This window comes from Streptomyces sp. NPDC054872, from assembly GCF_053610705.1.
Genome location: NZ_JBSGYY010000016.1, coordinates 48,443 through 65,263, shown reverse-complemented (window position 1 = coordinate 65,263; position 16,821 = coordinate 48,443). Strand labels below are relative to the sequence as shown.

At 70.2% G+C, this 16,821-nt stretch carries 16 protein-coding genes; 5 read left to right on the top strand and 11 right to left on the bottom strand.

Features of this window, described 5'->3' with window-relative positions; translation table 11 throughout:
• Nucleotides 1-8: 8 nt before the first annotated feature.
• Both ACWGIH_RS21210 and ACWGIH_RS21205 read right to left on the bottom strand, forming a co-directional pair.
• A complete protein-coding gene (locus tag ACWGIH_RS21210; RefSeq protein WP_453447028.1) occupies nucleotides 9-425 on the bottom strand; it encodes an SRPBCC family protein in 417 nt (138 codons plus the stop codon).
• Nucleotides 426-465: 40 nt separating this feature from the next.
• Complete coding sequence (locus tag ACWGIH_RS21205; protein ID WP_453447029.1) at nucleotides 466-1,476, bottom strand: aldo/keto reductase; 1,011 nt, start codon at nucleotides 1,474-1,476, stop codon at nucleotides 466-468.
• 144 nt (nucleotides 1,477-1,620) lie between these two features.
• On the opposite strand from ACWGIH_RS21205, the gene ACWGIH_RS21200 reads away from it, so the two are divergent.
• Nucleotides 1,621-2,520, top strand: a complete 900-nt coding sequence (locus tag ACWGIH_RS21200; RefSeq protein ID WP_453447031.1) for a LysR substrate-binding domain-containing protein — start codon at nucleotides 1,621-1,623, stop codon at nucleotides 2,518-2,520.
• Nucleotides 2,521-2,544: 24 nt separating this feature from the next.
• Here ACWGIH_RS21200 and ACWGIH_RS21195 read toward each other — a convergent pair whose 3' ends face one another.
• The 4 genes from ACWGIH_RS21195 to ACWGIH_RS21180 form a co-directional block, all read right to left on the bottom strand.
• The gene (locus tag ACWGIH_RS21195) at nucleotides 2,545-4,056 is read right to left on the bottom strand and encodes an acyl-CoA synthetase (protein WP_453447033.1); all 1,512 of its coding nucleotides are present in this window, start codon (nucleotides 4,054-4,056) and stop codon (nucleotides 2,545-2,547) included.
• Nucleotides 4,057-4,133: 77 nt separating this feature from the next.
• Nucleotides 4,134-4,880 (bottom strand): succinate dehydrogenase/fumarate reductase iron-sulfur subunit, encoded by a 747-nt coding sequence (locus ACWGIH_RS21190; RefSeq protein WP_453447035.1) that lies wholly within the window; start codon nucleotides 4,878-4,880, stop codon nucleotides 4,134-4,136.
• Nucleotides 4,877-6,835 (bottom strand): fumarate reductase/succinate dehydrogenase flavoprotein subunit, encoded by a 1,959-nt coding sequence (locus tag ACWGIH_RS21185; protein WP_453447036.1) that lies wholly within the window; start codon nucleotides 6,833-6,835, stop codon nucleotides 4,877-4,879. Before ACWGIH_RS21185 ends, ACWGIH_RS21190 begins: the two co-directional genes overlap by 4 nt.
• Nucleotides 6,836-6,838: 3 nt before the next feature.
• Nucleotides 6,839-7,510, bottom strand: coding sequence for a succinate dehydrogenase (locus ACWGIH_RS21180; RefSeq protein ID WP_453447111.1), 672 nt, complete (start codon nucleotides 7,508-7,510; stop codon nucleotides 6,839-6,841).
• Between the two features lie 135 nt (nucleotides 7,511-7,645).
• Between ACWGIH_RS21180 and ACWGIH_RS21175 the strand changes: the two genes are divergently transcribed.
• Complete coding sequence (locus tag ACWGIH_RS21175; protein ID WP_453447038.1) at nucleotides 7,646-8,524, top strand: LysR family transcriptional regulator; 879 nt, start codon at nucleotides 7,646-7,648, stop codon at nucleotides 8,522-8,524.
• Nucleotides 8,525-8,581: 57 nt separating this feature from the next.
• On the opposite strand, the gene ACWGIH_RS21170 is transcribed toward ACWGIH_RS21175, so the two are convergent.
• From ACWGIH_RS21170 to ACWGIH_RS21155, 4 genes are all read right to left on the bottom strand, one after another.
• Nucleotides 8,582-9,346, bottom strand: a complete 765-nt coding sequence (locus ACWGIH_RS21170; RefSeq protein ID WP_453447039.1) for a VOC family protein — start codon at nucleotides 9,344-9,346, stop codon at nucleotides 8,582-8,584.
• Nucleotides 9,347-9,357: 11 nt separating this feature from the next.
• Nucleotides 9,358-11,493 carry a putative bifunctional diguanylate cyclase/phosphodiesterase gene (locus tag ACWGIH_RS21165; RefSeq protein ID WP_453447040.1) on the bottom strand — a complete coding sequence of 712 codons (2,136 nt, stop codon included), beginning with the start codon at nucleotides 11,491-11,493 and terminating at the stop codon, nucleotides 9,358-9,360.
• The gene (locus ACWGIH_RS21160) at nucleotides 11,490-12,302 is read right to left on the bottom strand and encodes an SAM-dependent methyltransferase (protein WP_453447042.1); all 813 of its coding nucleotides are present in this window, start codon (nucleotides 12,300-12,302) and stop codon (nucleotides 11,490-11,492) included. The genes ACWGIH_RS21165 and ACWGIH_RS21160 overlap by 4 nt, the downstream gene beginning before the upstream one ends.
• Nucleotides 12,303-12,622: 320 nt before the next feature.
• The gene (locus ACWGIH_RS21155; RefSeq protein WP_453447044.1) at nucleotides 12,623-13,594 is read right to left on the bottom strand and encodes an SCO0930 family lipoprotein; all 972 of its coding nucleotides are present in this window, start codon (nucleotides 13,592-13,594) and stop codon (nucleotides 12,623-12,625) included.
• Between the two features lie 296 nt (nucleotides 13,595-13,890).
• Here ACWGIH_RS21155 and ACWGIH_RS21150 point away from each other — a divergent pair, with 296 nt between their 5' ends.
• Entirely contained in the window at nucleotides 13,891-14,475 is a 585-nt protein-coding gene (locus tag ACWGIH_RS21150) for a hypothetical protein (RefSeq protein ID WP_453447045.1), read from the top strand.
• A gap of 15 nt (nucleotides 14,476-14,490) precedes the next feature.
• Nucleotides 14,491-15,255 carry a bestrophin-like domain gene (locus tag ACWGIH_RS21145; protein ID WP_453447047.1) on the top strand — a complete coding sequence of 255 codons (765 nt, stop codon included), beginning with the start codon at nucleotides 14,491-14,493 and terminating at the stop codon, nucleotides 15,253-15,255.
• Nucleotides 15,256-15,310: 55 nt separating this feature from the next.
• Here ACWGIH_RS21145 and ACWGIH_RS21140 read toward each other — a convergent pair whose 3' ends face one another.
• A complete protein-coding gene (locus ACWGIH_RS21140; protein ID WP_453447049.1) occupies nucleotides 15,311-15,952 on the bottom strand; it encodes an HAD family hydrolase in 642 nt (213 codons plus the stop codon).
• 155 nt (nucleotides 15,953-16,107) lie between these two features.
• Here ACWGIH_RS21140 and ACWGIH_RS21135 point away from each other — a divergent pair, with 155 nt between their 5' ends.
• Nucleotides 16,108-16,326: a hypothetical protein gene (locus ACWGIH_RS21135; protein WP_453447051.1), complete on the top strand. Its 219-nt coding sequence runs from the start codon at nucleotides 16,108-16,110 to the stop codon at nucleotides 16,324-16,326.
• Nucleotides 16,327-16,821 lie beyond the last annotated feature (495 nt).

Here is a 16,821-nt window from a genome sequence, read left to right as displayed (position 1 = left end):
CCGCTTCCTCAGGCGGCGAGGGTCCGCGTCAGGGCGGCGAGTCCGTCGCTGAAGATGCCGTGGAACAGGGCGACGACCTCGTCCTCGTCGGCGCCCACCGGTGTGAAGACGCCGGACCACTCGACGCGGGAGGTGTGTTGGCCGGGCACCTCGTGCACCGTGAGGGTGGCCACGTAGTCGGTGGCGGGGAAGGGTGCCTCGAGGATGGAGTAGCTGTAGGTGCGGGCCTTGTCGTCGAAGTGCAGGAGGCGCTCGACGATGACGCCGCCGTCCTCGCTCGTGAGCCTCCGTACGCGGCCGCCCTCGCTGGATTCGCTGGCGGGGATGAACGGAAGCCAGTCGGGCAGCGAGTCGAAGCCGCCGATGAGCTGCCAGACGCGGTCGGCCGGTACGGGGATCTCGACTGAGGTGGAGGTGGAGGCCACGGTTGCTCCTTGTGAGAGGTACGAGAGGGGTGGTCGAACGTCAGGCGGTGGGCACCGGCGCGTCCGCCGCGATCAGCTTCTCGGCGCGCAGGTCCGTCCAGAACGCGGCGGGGATCTTCTCGCCGAGCGCGGCGACGTCCTCGGCGATGCGGCTGGGCCTGGTCGCTCCGGGGATCGCCGCGACCGTTGCCGGGTGGGCGAGGGCGAACTGCAGCGCGGCGGACTTGATGCCGACGCCGTGCCGCTCGGCGAGCGCCTTGATGCGCTCGACCTTGGCGACGATCTCCGCGGGCGCCTTCTGGTACTCGAAGTGCTGACCGCCCGCGAGGATGCCCGAACTGTAGGGACCACCCACGACGACGTCGACGTTCCGCGCGGCGGCGTCCGGCAGCAGGCGCTGGAGGGCGCGGTCGTGGTCCAGGAGGGTGTAGCGGCCCGCGAGGAGGAAGGCGTCGGGCTTCGGCTCGTCCAGGTCGAGGGTGAGTTCGAGCGGCTCCACGCGGTTGACGCCCAGGCCCCAGGCCTTGATGACACCCTCGGCGCGCAGCCGGTCCAGGGTGCGGAAAGCGCCCGTACGGGCCTGCTCATAGGCTGCCAGCCACTCGTCGCCGTAGAAGTCCTGGGCGACATCATGCACCCACACGATGTCGAGCCGGTCCGTCTTCAGCCGCTTCAGGCTGTCCTCGATGGAGCGGAGGGTGGCGTCGGCCGTGTAGTCGTTGACCATTTTGTTCGGGCGGCCGTGCTCGAAGAGACCACCCTTCTCGCCGAGGTCGCGGGCGGCGGGGTCCTCGACCTCGTCCAGGATGACGCGGCCGACCTTCGTGCTCAGGACGTAGTCGTCGCGGGGGTGGCCCGCGAGGACGTCGCCGAGCCGGATCTCGGAGAGGCCCGCGCCGTAGAAGGGGGCGGTGTCGAAGTAGCGGATGCCCTGGTCCCAGGCGGCCTCGACGGTGGCCGCGGCCTCCTCGTCGGGGATGGCCCGGAACATGTTGCCGAGCGGGGCGGTGCCGAAGCCGAGCGCTCCGGGGAGAAGGTGCTTGATGCTCATGGGGGATGCGTCCTCGCGGTGGTGGATTTCCGACGGTTCCGTGGGGTTCAGGTGATCCGTCGTCCTTGCGAGTTCGAGATTAGGATCGATGCTTGAGACTGTCCAAGACTCGCTTGGACACACTTGAGTCCTCCGAGGTCTTACATGCTTGACCTGCGACAACTGCGCTATTTCGTGGCCGTGGCCGAGACGGAACACGTCGGGCGGGCGGCTGAGGCCCTGCACATCTCCCAGTCGCCGCTCAGCCGCCAGATCGCCCAGCTGGAGAAGCAGCTCGACCTCGTCCTGTTCGAGCGCAGCCAGCAGCGCATCCGCCTCACCGCCGACGGCCGGGTCTTCCTGAGCGAGGCCCGCGCCCTGCTTCGGCACGCGGACCGCCTGGAGAACCTCGGCCGCAGGCTCGGCCGCGGCGAGGAAGGCGGCCTGTGCATCGGATACGTGGGTGACGCCATGCACACCGGCGTCCTGCCGGGCGCGCTGCGCACCCTGCAGGAGGAGCGCCCCGGGATCCACGTCGCCCTCTACAGCCTCTCCGCGGCGGAACAGTTCGAGGGCCTGCGTCAGCGCAGCCTCGACATCGCCCTCGTACAGGAGCCGCCGGAGAAGGACGATCCGGATCTCCTGGCCGCGCCCCTCCTCGAAGATCCGCTGCTGCTCGCGCTGCCCGCGACCCATCCGCTCGCCACGCAGGCCGAGTTGGCGCCGGACGACCTGGACGGGCAGGCGTGGATCGCGGTCGAGAACTCCCGGGATCCGGCCTGGCGTGACGCCTTCCTCGCCTCGTGCGTGGCGTCCGGCTTCACCCCGGACATCCGCCTGGACGCCGCGGAACCGCTCACCGCGCTCGGCCTGGTCGCCTCGGGCCTCGGTCTCGCGCTCATCCAGAAGAGCATGGTGCGCGGCACGACGGAGGGTGTCGCCGTACGCGAACTGCCCTGGCACAAGGCGTCCGTTCACCTGTGGGCGGCTTGGCACGCCATCGATCTGCGGCCGGTGGTGGCGTCCTTCCGTGAGACGGTCCTGGCCGGCCGCGACCGCGACTGACGCGGCCCGCTCACCCCTGCCGGTTCACTCCCAATACGACGTACGCAGCTTGGACTTGGCCAGCTTGCCGGTGGGGGTGCGGGGCAGCGAGTCCGTGAAGTCCACGGAACGCGGCGCCTTGTAGTGGGCGAGGCGTTCGCGTACGAACGCGATCAGCTCCCGCTCCAGTTCGGGGCCGGTGGTCACTCCGCCGGCCGGGCACACCACCGCCTTGACGGCCTCCCCCATCTCCGCGTCCGGCACCCCGATGACCGCGACGTCGGTGACCGCCGGATGCAGTACGAGACAGTCCTCGGCCTCCTGCGGATAGACGTTCACACCACCCGAGATGATCATGAATGCCTTGCGGTCGGTGAGGAAGAGATAGCCGTCCTCGTCCACGTGCCCGATGTCGCCCGTGGTGGTCCAGTTCGGATGCGTGGGGTGCTGGGCGCCGCGGGTGCGGTCCTCGTCACCGTGGTAGCGGAAGGGCAGTTCGTCGCGCTCGAAGTAGACGATGCCGGTCTCGCCGCTCGGAAGAAGTGCGCCCGCCTCGTCGCAGATCCGCAACTCGCCGAGGAACCCGTCCTTGCCCACCGAGCCGGGCTTGCGCAGCCATTCGTCGGGCGAGATGAACGTGATGCCGTTGCCCTCCGTCGACGAGTAGTACTCGTGCAGGATGGGCCCCCACCACTCCAGCATCCGCCGCTTCACCTCGACGGCGCAGGGCGCGGCGGCATGGATGGCGATCTTCATCGACGACAGGTCGTACCGCCCGCGCACCTCGGCGGGCAGCTTCAGCATCCGTACGAACATGGTCGGCACCCACTGGCTGTGCGTGATCCGGTGCCGTTCGACGGCCGCCAGGGCTCCTTCTGCGTCGAAGGCGTCCATGAGGACGACCGTGCCGCCGAGCGACGTGACGACTCCGCAGAAACGCAGCGGCGCCGCGTGGTAGATCGGGGCGGGCGAGAGGTAGACGGTGTCCTCGCCGAAGCCGTACATGGCCTGGAAGATCAGTACGTAGGTGCTCGGCTCCTCACGTACGTCCCCTTCGGGCAGCGCGGGCTTGATGCCCTTGGGGCGGCCCGTGGTGCCGGAGGAGTAGAGCATGTCGGTGCCGCGTGGCTGGTGGGCGGGCGGCTGCGCGGACGCGGCCTCCAGGGCCTTCTCGTACGTCCCGTCGTCGAGGCCGAGCAGGAGCGGCGGGCCGCCCGCCAACTCCGTCACGGCGGCGCCCAGTTCGGCGAGCGAACCGGAGATGATCAGCGCCTTCGCCCCGCAGTCGCGCACGATGTACGCGGCTTCGTCCGTCGTGAGGTGGTGGTTGACGGCGGTGAGGTAGAGGCCCGAGCGCAGCGCCGCCCAGTAGACCTCCAGGGCGCGCGGGTCGTTGTCGCAGAGCAGGGCGAAGTGATCGCCCCGGCGCAGCCCTGCGGCCCGCAGATGATCCGCGAGCCGCAGGGAGCGTTCTTCGAGCTGTCCGTAGGTGAGGGTCCGTGTGCCGTCGGCGGTGACGACGGCCGTCCTGGCGGGGTCGTACGCTCCCGGGTGCATGCGGCGACGGTAGCGCCCCGCAGGGGCGCGGGGAACTGCGCGATCAGCCACAACCAACCCGCGGCCTCCCACCGCCCCTAGCGACTCACCTTCCTCGTGGCTCGCAGCCACTCCTTGTTCATGGCAGAGATGGAAGGCAAGGGGATCCCCTTGGGGCAGGCAGTGGCGCAGGCGCCAGTGAGCGTGCAGCCACCGAAGCCTTCCTCGTCCATCTGCGCGACCATGTCCAGGACCCGCGTCTCGCGCTCCGGGGCGCCCTGCGGCAGGACACCCAGGTGATTGACCTTGGCCGAGGTGAAGAGCATCGCCGAGCCGTTGGGGCAGGCGGCGACGCACGCGCCGCAGCCGATGCACTCCGCGTGCTCGAACGCGAAGTCCGCGTCGGGCTTCGGCACGGGCGCCGCGTGCGCCTCGGGGGCGGCACCGGTCGGGGCGCTGATGTACCCGCCGGACTGGATGATCCGGTCGAAGGACGAGCGGTCCACGACCAGGTCCTTGACGACCGGGAAGGCGGCGGCCCGCCACGGCTCGACGTCGATCGTGTCGCCGTCCTTGAAGGACCGCATGTGCAGCTGGCAGGTGGTGGTGCGCTCGGGCCCGTGCGCGTCGCCGTTGATGACGAGCGAGCACGCGCCGCAGATGCCCTCGCGGCAGTCGTGGTCGAAGGCGACGGGGTCGTCACCCTTGACGATGAGCTCTTCGTTGAGGGTGTCCAGCATCTCCAGGAAGGACATGTCGGACGAGATGCCGTCGACCTCGTAGGTGGACATGGCGCCGTCGGCGTCGGCGTTCTGCTGGCGCCAGACGCGCAGGGTGAGCTTCATGCGTAGCTCCGCTGAGTGGGGTGGACGTACTCGAAGACGAGGTCTTCCTTATGGAGGACGGGGGCATCACCGGTGGCGGTGAACTCCCAGGCGGCGGCGTACGAGAACTCCTCGTCCACGCGCGCCGCTTCGCCGTCCGGCGTCTGCGACTCCTCGCGGAAGTGGCCGCCGCAGGACTCGGCGCGGTGCAGGGCGTCGAGGCACATCAGCTCGGCGAGCTCCAGGTAGTCGACGATGCGGTTCGCCTTCTCCAGGGACTGGTTGAACTCCTCGCCGGTGCCGGGGACCTTCAGGCGGCGCCAGAACTCCTCGCGGATCTGCGGGATGCGCTCCAGGGCCTTGCGCAGCCCCGTCTCCGTACGGGCCATGCCGCAGAACTCCCACATGAGCTCACCGAGTTCGCGGTGGAAGGAGTCGGGTGTGCGGTCTCCGTCGACGGCGAGGAGTCGGGAGATCCGGTCGGCTGTCTCGTCCAGCACCTCACGTACCACGGGATGGTCGTCGGAGATCTCGTCGTGGTGCGGGTTGCGCGCGAGGTAGTCGTTGATCGTCGACGGCAGCACGAAGTAGCCGTCGGCCAGGCCCTGCATCAGGGCGGACGCGCCGAGGCGGTTCGCGCCGTGGTCGGAGAAGTTGGCCTCACCGACGGCGAACAGACCCGGGACGGTGGTCTGCAGGTCGTAGTCGACCCAGAGTCCGCCCATCGTGTAGTGCACGGCGGGGTAGATCCGCATCGGCGTCTTGTACGGGTCCTCGTCGGTGATCCGCGCGTACATGTCGAAGAGGTTGCCGTACTTGGCCTCGACCGCCTTCTTGCCCATGCGCTTGATGGCGTCGGCGAAGTCGAGGTAGACGCCCTGGCCGCCGGGTCCCACTCCCCTGCCCTCGTCGCACACGTTCTTCGCGGCGCGCGAGGCGATGTCGCGGGGCACGAGGTTGCCGAAGGAGGGGTAGATGCGCTCCAGGTAGTAGTCGCGCTCATCCTCGGGGATCTTGTTGGCCGGGCGGTCGTCGCCCTGGGCCTTGGGGACCCAGATGCGGCCGTCGTTGCGCAGCGACTCACTCATCAGCGTCAGCTTCGACTGGTGGTCGCCGGTGCGCGGGATGCACGTCGGGTGGATCTGCGTGAAGCAGGGGTTGGCGAAGTAGGCGCCGCGCCGGTGGGCACGCCAGACCGCTGTGGCGTTGGAGTTCATGGCGTTCGTCGACAGGTAGAAGACGTTGCCGTAGCCGCCGGAGGCCAGGACCACCGCGTCGGCGAAGTACGTCTCGATCCTGCCGGTGATCAGGTCGCGGGCAACGATGCCGCGGGCGCGGCCGTCGACCACGATCACGTCGAGCATCTCGGTGCGCGCGTGCATCTCCACGTTGCCCGCCGCGATCTGCCGGCTGAGTGCCTGGTAGGCGCCGAGGAGGAGCTGCTGACCTGTCTGGCCGCGCGCGTAGAACGTCCGGGAGACCTGTACGCCGCCGAAGGAGCGGGTGTCGAGGAGACCGCCGTACTCGCGCGCGAACGGGACGCCCTGCGCGACGCACTGGTCGATGATCTCCACCGAGATCTGTGCGAGGCGGTGGACGTTGGACTCGCGGGCGCGGAAGTCGCCGCCCTTGACGGTGTCGTAGAAGAGCCGGTGGATCGAGTCGCCGTCGTTGCGGTAGTTCTTCGCGGCGTTGATGCCGCCCTGCGCGGCGATCGAGTGGGCGCGGCGCGGTGAGTCCTGGTAGCAGAACTGGACGACGTGGTAGCCCTGTTCGGCGAGCGTGGCGCCCGCGGAGCCGCCCGCGAGGCCGGTGCCGACGACGATCACGGTGTGCTTGCGGCGGTTGGCGGGGTTGACCAGCTTGGCCTCGAAGCGGCGGGTGTCCCAGCGTTCGGCGACGGGTCCTGCCGGGGCCTTGGTGTCGACGACCGGCTCCCCGGTCAGGTAATCGGCGTACTCACGAGAGGAATTCATTGCCTAGCTCACCACTCCGGTCATGACGGCCACGGGGACGACGACGAAGCCCGCCGTCAGGACGAACGCGACGCCATTGGCGATGATCTTGAGGGCGCGGTCGCGGGTCGCCTTGCCCGCGCCCAGGGTCTGCGCGGCGCTCCACAGGCCGTGGCGCACGTGGAAGCCGAGGGCGACGACGGCGACGATGTAGATGACGTTGCCGTACCACGTGGAGAACGTGTCGATGATGTTCTGGTAGGGGTGCAGGTGCTCGTAGCCGCCCGGGTGCACGGTGCCGGTCGTCAGGTCCAGGATGTGCCAGACGATGAACAGGGCGAGGATGATGCCGCCCCAGCGCATCGTGCGGGTGGCGAAGCTCTTGCCCGCCTTCTTGTTGACGTACTTGGCGGGGCGCGCCCTGATGTCGCGGCGGCTCAGCTGGTAGGCGGAGACGGCGTGCGCGACCACGGCGGCGACGAGCACGACGCGGATCAGCCAGAGCGTCCACTCGTAGTGCATGAAGGGCTCGCCGACCGTGCGCAGCCAGTGGGCATAGTGGTTGAGCTCCGCGGGCCCGAAGAAGATCTTCAGGTTTCCGATCATGTGGGCGATGAGGTAGAGCAGCATGATCAGGCCGCTCACTGCCATCACTGTCTTCTTGCCGACGGAGGAGTCCCAGATCGTGCGCGTCATCGACGACCGTTTTCGGTCCGTCCGCGTTGCCAGAGCCATGGGACCGACGCTAAGGCCGAAGGTCCCGATCGGTCCAACAGATGGATCAGCTCATCTCGATAGCGGCTGGCTATCATCGGCCGTACCCTGCCGTGTATGCAGTTCCAGCAGCTCCTCTACTTCGTCGCCGTGGCCGAGACCAGGCACTTCACCCGGGCCGCCGAGCAGGTGCACGTCTCCCAGCCCTCGCTCTCCCAGCAGGTCCGCGCCCTGGAGAAGGAGCTGGGCGCCGAGCTGTTCAGCAGGGCCCGCGGCAACATCGCACTGACGGACGCGGGCGAGGCATTGCTTCCGCTGGCCCGCCGCATCCTCGCGGACGCCGACACCGCACGCATCGAGGTCCAGGAGCTGGCCCAGCTGCGCCGCGGCCGCATCCGCCTGGGGGCCACGCCCAGCGTCTGCACGGGTTTGCTGCCCGAGGTGCTCCGTGCCTTCCACGACCGGCACCCCGGCATCCAGCTCCTCCTGGAGGAGAGCGGCTCCCACGACCTCGTGCGGGAACTGGCGCGCGGCGCCCTGGACCTGGCCGTGGTCGTGCTTCCGCTGCCCAGCCCCTCCCCGGCCCTGACCACCGTGGAGCTGCTCCGCGAGGACCTGGTGGTGGTGTCGTCGCCGGAGGCGCGGGGGTTCGGCGGCAAGTCGGTACGGGTGGCCGATCTGCAGCGGGAGCGCCTCGTGATGTTCCGCCACGGCTACGACCTGCGGGAACTGACGGTCGCCGCCTGTCGGGCCGAGGGGTTCGAGCCGGAGTTCGCGGTCGAGGGCGGCGAGATGGACGCGGTGCTCGGCTTCGTGCGGGCCGGGCTCGGAGTCGCGGTCGTACCCCGCATGGTGGCCGAACGCGCCGGACGCGGCCTGCGGATGACGCCACTCGCCCGCCCGACCCTGCACCGCACGATCGCGCTGGCCCACCGCAGCGATGTGGCTCCGCCACGGGCTGCGCGGGAGCTGCAGCGGATGTTGTTGGAGCGGTGAGGGCGGCTACTGAGGTTACGTGTCCCCGCGGGCCGGTGGGGGCTGGGCGCGCAGGTGCTAACGGGCGCGGGCGCTGGGCAGACCGCCGGTCTCGGGATCCCGGATCGTCAGGCAGTACGTGCCACCCGCCGGGTCCCGCATGACGATCCAGTGCGGCCCCCTCCACACGGTCTCGGCGCCGAGCCGCTCGTGCCGGACCCGGTCCGCGTCGAGGTCGGAGCAGGAGAAGTCCTGGTGAGCCCCGGCGGGCCCCTCCGTGTCGAGACGCTGCAGCAGGATCCGGATCGGCAGCCGGTCACTCGGCTCGACGAGGTGGAACTCCGGGCGCGAGCCGGGGCGCGCGGACCAGCCCGTGAAGGCGGGCCAGAACGCCTTCTCCGCCTCCCACACCGCCGGCGGCACGTCGAGGCACACCTGGTCGAGTCGGCTCGTCGTACCGTCCGGAGCGACCAGCGGCTCAGGGCGGAGCTTCTCGCCCGCCCACGGCACCACGCAGAACAGCTGTCCGCCCGGCGAGCGCATAACCTCCAGGCCCTCCTCCGCGAAGACCGGGGTGGCCCCGAGTTCGCACGCCTCGCGCGCCTTGGCGACGACATCGTCCACGGAGAAGTCGAGGTGCGCGCCGCCGGGTCCTTCGACCGCCTGCGCCTTCAGGAAGGCGTCGGCGCCGTCCGGCAGCAGCGTCACGAACTGGTCGTCCTCGCCCCGGAACGCGGAGAGCCGTGTTCCGGTGACCGCCGCCCAGAAGGCATGGGCCCGCGCGAACCGGTCCTTGGGCCGGTCCACGAAGGCGTACACCCAGTTGATCACTCCGGATGACACCGTCGTACTCCTCAGGTCGTCGCGTCGGCCAGCGCCAGCTCGTGCAGCTGGTCCGGCGGGCCGGGCCTTGCGTAGTACCAGCCCTGCGCCGTGTCGCAGCCCAACTCTCGCAGCTGATCCGCCTGGGCGCCCGTCTCCACGCCCTCGACCGTGACCGCGAGGTCCAGGCTGTGGGCGAGCGCCACGATCCCCTCGACGATCTTCAGGTCGACGGGGTCGGCCGGGAAGTGCTGCATGCCCTGGGTGAAGGAGCGGTCCAGCTTGAGGACGCTCACCGGCAGGCGGCGCAGGTTGGCGAGGTTCGAATAGCCCGTGCCGAAGTCGTCGAGCGCGATGTCCACGCCCATCTCGGCGAGCCGCCGCAACGGCTTGAGCAGGTCGTCGTCGGCGCCGATCAGCGCGGACTCGGTCACCTCCAGGCACAGGGCGCCCGGTTCGAGCCCGGCGCGCTCCAGGATCTCCACGGTGTCCGAGACGAGACCGGGGTGGTTCAGCTGCATGGGCGAGAGGTTCACGTTCACGCGCAGCGGCCCGGCGTCCTTGTGCCGCGCCACCCAGGTGCGGGCCTGGCGGACGGATTCCTCAAGGACCCAGCGGCCGAGCGGCACGATCAGACCGGTGTGCTCGGCGAGCGGAATGAACCGGTCCGGGCCGATGATGCCGTGCTGCGGATGCAACCACCGCACGAGCGCCTCCGCCCCGCGCACGCTGCCGTCACCCAGGTGCACCAGGGGCTGGTACTCGATGAAGAACTCGCCGCGCTCCAGGGCGGCGGGCAGCGCGGTGGTCAGGCCGTGCCGGGTGATGGCGCGGGCGTCGGCCTCGGGGTCGGCGAGCTCGAAGCGGTTGCCGCCCGCGGACTTCGCCCGGTACATCGTGATGTCAGCGCTGCGCAGCACCTCGGCCGCGCCACGCTCACCGGCCGGGCCCTCGACGATGCCGATGCTGCCGCGCACGGTCAGCTCGCGGCCCTCGACGCGGATCGGCGTGGAGAGCGCGTGCATGATGCGCCCGGCGAGGTCGTCCACCTCGGCCTCGGTGTCGCGGCCGGTGGTCAGCGCCACGAACTCGTCGCCGCCGAGCCGCGCGACCATCTCGCCGGGCGCCGTGGCGCACGACTGGAGCCGGTCGGCGACCTCGACGAGGAGCCGGTCGCCCGCCGCGTGCCCGAGGCTGTCGTTGACGGTCTTGAAGCCGTCGAGGTCGAGATAGCAGAGCCCGAAGCGTGCGCCGTCGCCCGCGGCGAGGGCCTTCTCCAGGCGCTCGAAGAACAGGGTGCGGTTGGGCAGGCCGGTGAGCGCGTCGTGCGTGGCCTCGTAGCGGAGGCGCAGATTGAGCAGCCGGCGTTCGGTGGTGTCCTCCATCAACGCCAGTTGGTACTGCGGCACTCCGTCCGCGTCACGCAGCAGCGAGACGGTCAGGTTGGTCCACAGGGCGGTGCCGTCGGGGCGGTAGAAGGCCTTCTCCACGCGGTAGTGCTCGCGCTCCCCGCGCACCAGCTCCTCGTAGAGCTTCCATACGTGGGGCGAGTCCTCCGGGTGCGTCCACTCCGCGACGTTGCGTCCGCGCAGCTGGCTCTCAAGGCCGCCGAACATGCGGATCAGCGCGTCGTTCGCCTCCAGGACCGTGCCCGTGAGGTCGGCTATGCCGATGCCGATCGCCGCACCGTGGAAGACGGCACGAAAGCGCGCCTCGCTCGCGTGCAGGGCCTCGGCGACCGCGCTGCGGGCGTCCAGGGCGGCCCGGGATATCGCCTCCTGCTCGGCGAGGGTCCGCTCGCGCAGGGCTGCCGCGAAACCCGCGGCCACGGCGTGCTGCAGGCGCGCGGACCGGGCCCGCAGCTCCTCCTGGGGTCCGTCGTCGCCGCAGTACAGGACGAGGTAGGCGTCCACGCAGTCGAGCGTGCGGCTCAGCGCCTCGGGATCGGTGCAGTGCGTGCCGACGAGCGCCGCGCCGATCGCCTGGCCCTCGGCCGCGTCGAAGATCCGCTCGTGCAGCGCGGCACGCAACCTCCGTGCGAGCGGCACCAGTTGCAGCTCGAATTCGGGACGGGTCAGCGACGTCGCCGTCACGGGGAAGATGGCGCGGCTCCAGATGGTGGCGAACCTGCGCACTCTGTCCTCGGGGCCGTCCGGTTCCCCGCTCATGCCCTGCGCCCCACGCCGGCGAACCCGGAGAAGGCATAGGGGTCCTCCTCCTCGGGCGCGGTGTCGGGCCGCCAGCGCGGCATCGGCACGAGGCCGGGTTCCACCATGTCGTATCCCTCGAAGAACCGCGCGATCTCCTCGCGCGAGCGCATGATCAGTGGATTGCGGATGTCCTTGTAGACGCCGACGGCTTGACCGGCCTGCTCGGCGGGGATCGGCATCCCTTCGTACGAGGCGTGCGTGAGGGCGATCACGCTGCCGGGCGCGAGTGCGTCCCGCAGTTCGGCGACCGCTGTACAGGGATCGTACGCGTCCTCCACGAAATGCAGGACGGCGACGAGGAGAAGGGCGACCGGCCGGTCCAGGTCGAGCAGCCCCGCCACCTCCGAACTGCCCAGAATGTCCTGCGGTTTGCGCAGATCCGCGGCGACGACGGCCGCCTTATCGTCGCCGTCCAGGACGGCACGGCTGTGCGCCACGGCGACCGCGTCGTGGTCGACGTACACCACGCGGGATTCGGGGTCGGCCCGCCGCGCGACCTCGTGCACATTGCCGAAGGTGGGGATGCCCGAACCGATGTCGAGGAACTGGGTGATGCCCTCGTCCACGGCGAAACGCACCGCTCGGCGCATGAAGGCACGATTCGCCTGCATGATCTTGGGCAGCCCCGGCATGAACTCCATGGCCCGGCGGGCTGCGTCCCGGTCGACCTCGAAGTTGTGCGAACCGCCCAGGTAATAGTCGTAGATGCGGGACACGCTGGGCATCGTGATGTCGATGCCCTGCGGGGCCCAGGCGGGACGCTCCATCAGGACTCCAAGACGTAGGCGAGACGAGCCGGTGTTCGAAGGTGAGGCTACTGATCGTCCGCCAAGGGAGCGAGTCAAAACGGAAATTGGGCGTCCGTTCTCGGTCACTGCCTGTGGCAAGTGCCGAATTTCAACCCAAAGAACCGGTCCGTTCCTCCCCGGGAGGGGGAAAGGAACGGACCGGTAGACCGTACGCGAGGTACTTCTGACCGACCCCCCTTCGTGGCTGACTTCGTCTTCGGACTAGCCCATCGACGCCGACTGCTTCTGTACCTCTATTTCCCGTACGTCTATTTCCTGTACGCCTTCTTCCTGTACGCCTACTTCGGGGCGCCGACAGGCTTTCCGTCAGGGCCGGCGGCGTACCAAGTGCCGCCCACGCCCTGGCCATTGGTGTCGCCGGGCTTCTTGTCACCGGCGAAGGTGTACATCGGCCAGCAGTCGATGGTCTGCTGCCGCTGCCCGTCGGGGCGGTCGAAGACGACGAACCCCTTCTTCAGGATCCCCTTGGTGTCGTTCTTGGCCACGGGCGGAACCACCGGCCACTTCTCCAGACAGGCGCCGGTGCACGCGGACTTCATCGGCCAGGCGGAGTCCTTGGTGAAGCGGTAGACGGTCATGCCGTTCTTGTCGACGACGATCTCCCCGAGCTTGGGGTCCTTGCGGGTGGAGAGACCTGCCGGATCGACGGGAGCCGTCTCGCTGGGCGGTTCGGCCTCGTCGGCCGCGGGCGCGGCCTTCTTGCCGTCGGGGGCGGCCGCGTACCAAGTGCCGCCCACGCCTTGGCCCTTGGCGTCACCGGCCTTGGTGTCCTTGGCGTACCGGTACATCGGCCAGCCGTCGATGGTCAGCTGCTTGCTGCCGTCGGATCGGGTCACCTCGCCGAGCAGGGACTTGTCGACTCCGGCCGGGGCTGCCGCGCCCTCGGGGGAGGCGACGGGCCAGGTCGACGCGCAGGCGCCGTCACAGTTCGACTTGGGGGGCTGGGCCGTGTCCTTGTCGAAGCGGTAGAGCGTGAAGCCCTCGCTGTCGGTGACGACCTTGCCGAGCTTCTTGCTGTCCCACACGGCGAGCTGACCGGCGGCCTTGGCCTTCCCGGCGCCTTCTTTCGCATCGCCCGTGTCGGCGCCGTACCCGTCCCCTGCCCCGTACCCGTCCTGTTCGGCCGGGGCCTGGTTGCCGACGTTCTGCCCGTTCGGCGACTGGTCCCCCTTCTCCTGACCACACGCCGTCGTCAGCGCCAGCATGGCCGCAGCTGTCGCTACGAGTGAGGCGCTTCGCCAGGTCTTCATCGGTAACTCCCGCTGTCTGCTTGGGTGTCGCGCCGCTGAGTTTGCGTCACGCATGGCCCTAGGTACGGGTGGGGACGTCTGATGCGTTCAACCTGCGTTCAAGATTCTTTTCTGCGTCAGGCTCACGCCCGCCCGTTCGTCGGGCTCGCTCCCGCCCATTCGTCAGACTCACGCCCGCCCATTCGTCAAGCCCACGTCCGCCTGTTCGTCAAGCCCGCGCCCGGCGTCTCCTCCCTTCGGGTCACAGGAGGGCGGCATCGGCGTGGCAGGGCGACGCGCTGCCCATGATCCCTGACGTGCATGGATCCACTAGGGCCTCGTCCGGACTGGTCACACGCTTACTGGCGCTCCTGGTGCTGGCCTGGCTGCTCGGTGCGCCGGCGGCTGCCGCGGCGCCTGCCGGCGCACCCGCCATCGCGCCCGCCGACAACTGCGCCTACGCCTCGATCGGTGACGCACCCGGCGGTGACGCCGTGGCCGTCGCGGGCGACGGAGTGGTCTGCCGGGCGGGCCCCACCCGTCGTCCGAAGCCACCGCCTCCACCCCCGCCTCCGCCACCACCACCGCCGCCCGCTCCGGCCCCGCCGCCGCGCCCGGAGCCGCCCGCGCCGGAGCCACCGCCTCCCCCGCCACCGCCGCCGCCACCTCCCGCGCGGCCGACCCCTCCTGAGCCCACGCCGCCCCCGCCCCCACCCCCGCCGCCCAGTCCGAAGCCGACCCCGTCCCCCCCGGCCAAGGTCAAGCCCAAGCCGGTGAGTTACCCCTCGTACCGCATCACGGCACGCAAGGCGCCGCCCCGCAGCGGCCCGTCCCTGGTCTCACTCACCCTGCTCGTCACCGCGCCCGCGGTGCTCGCCGTCGCCGCGCTGCGGCCGCGCTGACCCGTCGGAGGTCCCATGTCGGAATGGCTTGTTCTCACCCTCGCGATGGTGGCCGCGTGCGGCGTCGTCCTGGTCGTCACCTTCCTGCGGCACCGCAGGACCAGCCCGGATTACGACGCTTCGGAGACCCCGGACGTCATCGAGTACATGACGATGATGATCGGCGTGGTGTATGCCATCGTCCTCGGCCTGGCCATCGCCGGTGTCTGGGAGGCCCGCAGCGTCGCCGAGGACCATGTGCACACCGAGGCCCAGGCGTTGCACGAGGTGTCGGAGCGTGCGCGGGTCTATCCGGACGACGTCCGTGAGCGCATCCGCACGGATGTACACGCCTATGTCAGCCATGTCGTGACCACCGAGTGGGACTCGATGACCGACCGCGGCGAACTCACCGACCGCGGCGCCCAACTCCTGGACCGGGTACGCCACGACGTCACCGACTACCAGCCCAAGTCCGACTTCGAGGCCCAGGCCTATCAGCCGCTGGTCGACCAGGTCGCGATCGCCGACGACGCGCGCAACTCCCGCGGCGACAGTGCTGGGGCGACCATGCCCGGCGTGGTCTGGTTCGGTCTCATCACGGGCGGTCTCGTCACCGTCGGCATGATCTTCGCCCTGCAGATCCGCCGTACTCCGCGCGAACTCATCCTCGCGGGGCTGTTCTCGGCCTTGATCGCCTTCCTGCTCTTCCTCATCTGGGACTTCGACGCCCCCTACAGCCGCGGCGTCGCGGCAACCCCCGATCCGTTCCGCGCCCTCTTCGACAACCTCGGGGGATGAGGGATGCGCGGCCCCGCCCTCAATTCCCGGGCGGGGCCGCGACTCTGACGGTCACTCACTCCGCGATGACCGTCGCGACCTGGGTGAGGGAGTCGATCCGCCAGTCAGCGGCTTCGACGACGGCCTGGTCGTCCGCCCACCAGTGACCCCAGGGCCCACGCCGGATGTGCGCGACCCGCAGCCCGGCGGCCTTCGCGGGGTAGATGTCGTTCGCGGGGTGGTCCCCGACGTACAGCGTCCGCTCCGGGGCGGCCTGGGCCACCTCGATCACCTTGGCGAAGAAGGCGGGGTCGGGCTTCGCCACGCCCCACTCCCCCGAGGTCGCGACGACATCGGCGGGCAGGTCGAGGCGGCGCAGCAGCTCGCCCACGCGCTCGGTGCGGTTCCCCGCGATGACGACACGCAGCCCCTGGTCGCGCAGCCCGCCGAGCGCGGGGCGCACGTCAGGGTAGAGGTCGGTCTCGGCCAAGTACTCACCGCGCCCCGCTGCCTCGCGGGCCTGATGGGCGGCGGCGACGTCTATGTCCGGGCTGAGCAGCCGCAGCGCCTCGGTGTTGTCGCGGCCCCGCGTGACGACACCTCCCACGAGCGCGGAGACGGTGTGACGGGGCACGCCGAGCCAATCGGCCCAGGACGCCCAGTAGCGGTCATCTTTGGTGAGGGTCTCCCCCACGTCGAACACGACGGTCTCAATCATCGGGCACAGCCTATGGCGCGACCACGTCCGACCGGCCGTCTGACCCGCGCCGGGAATCCCGGCGCAGTGGGGTACCCCGGTCTTCCGGGACCGGCTTCGCACGCAGGTCCGTAAACCATGCTGCGCGGCGGCCCCGTACAGCGCACTCTGGTGGCATGACCTGGCAGACACCCATCATCGTCCACCCGCCCGCTTCCGACGGCGGACGGCGGGTCACCGTGCGCGGGCGGGCCGTCGGTGTCGCGCGCGACGATCATGACCTGGTGGAGTTTCTGCGCCGCGCGGGCCTCGGCGACGCGGACATGGCCCTGGACGATCCCCACCTCGTGGAGTGGCGAGGCGGCGCGGCGCACGTGTGGGCGCCCGGCTCCTGACGGACTCACCCGCGTCGCCCCTTCGCGTCCGGGCCCGCCCCGACCGGCGGCGCCCGGTCCGGACTTCGCGCCGCGGAGCGCGAGTTGCCCCGGCCGGCCACGGAAGGGGCCGGGCACACGAGTGGCGTTCTGACCTCACCGGGCCGGCCACCGCCCCGGGACCGTGCGGATCACCTGCGGGAGGCCCTCCCCGTACGGCGGAGTACGGAGGATCGCCAGGGCGGGCCCCAGTGGGGCCCAGCTCCCTCGCTGCCCACCTCCACGGACGCAGGGTCCCGCCCCGCCTGCGCCTCTACACGCCTCGCCCCCGGAACCCCGTCACCACGCCCGCGACACCCCGCCCGTTCCCCTGTGCGGCCCACACCGTTGCCCCGTTCGCGCGACATAGATCGCGGGCGCGTGGGTCCCTGCTTAGCGTTTGCGGCATCGAGGTGCATATCAGGTGAAAGCGGAAGAAGGTCCGCGGCTGCTCCTCGGGGACCCGGAGGAATCATC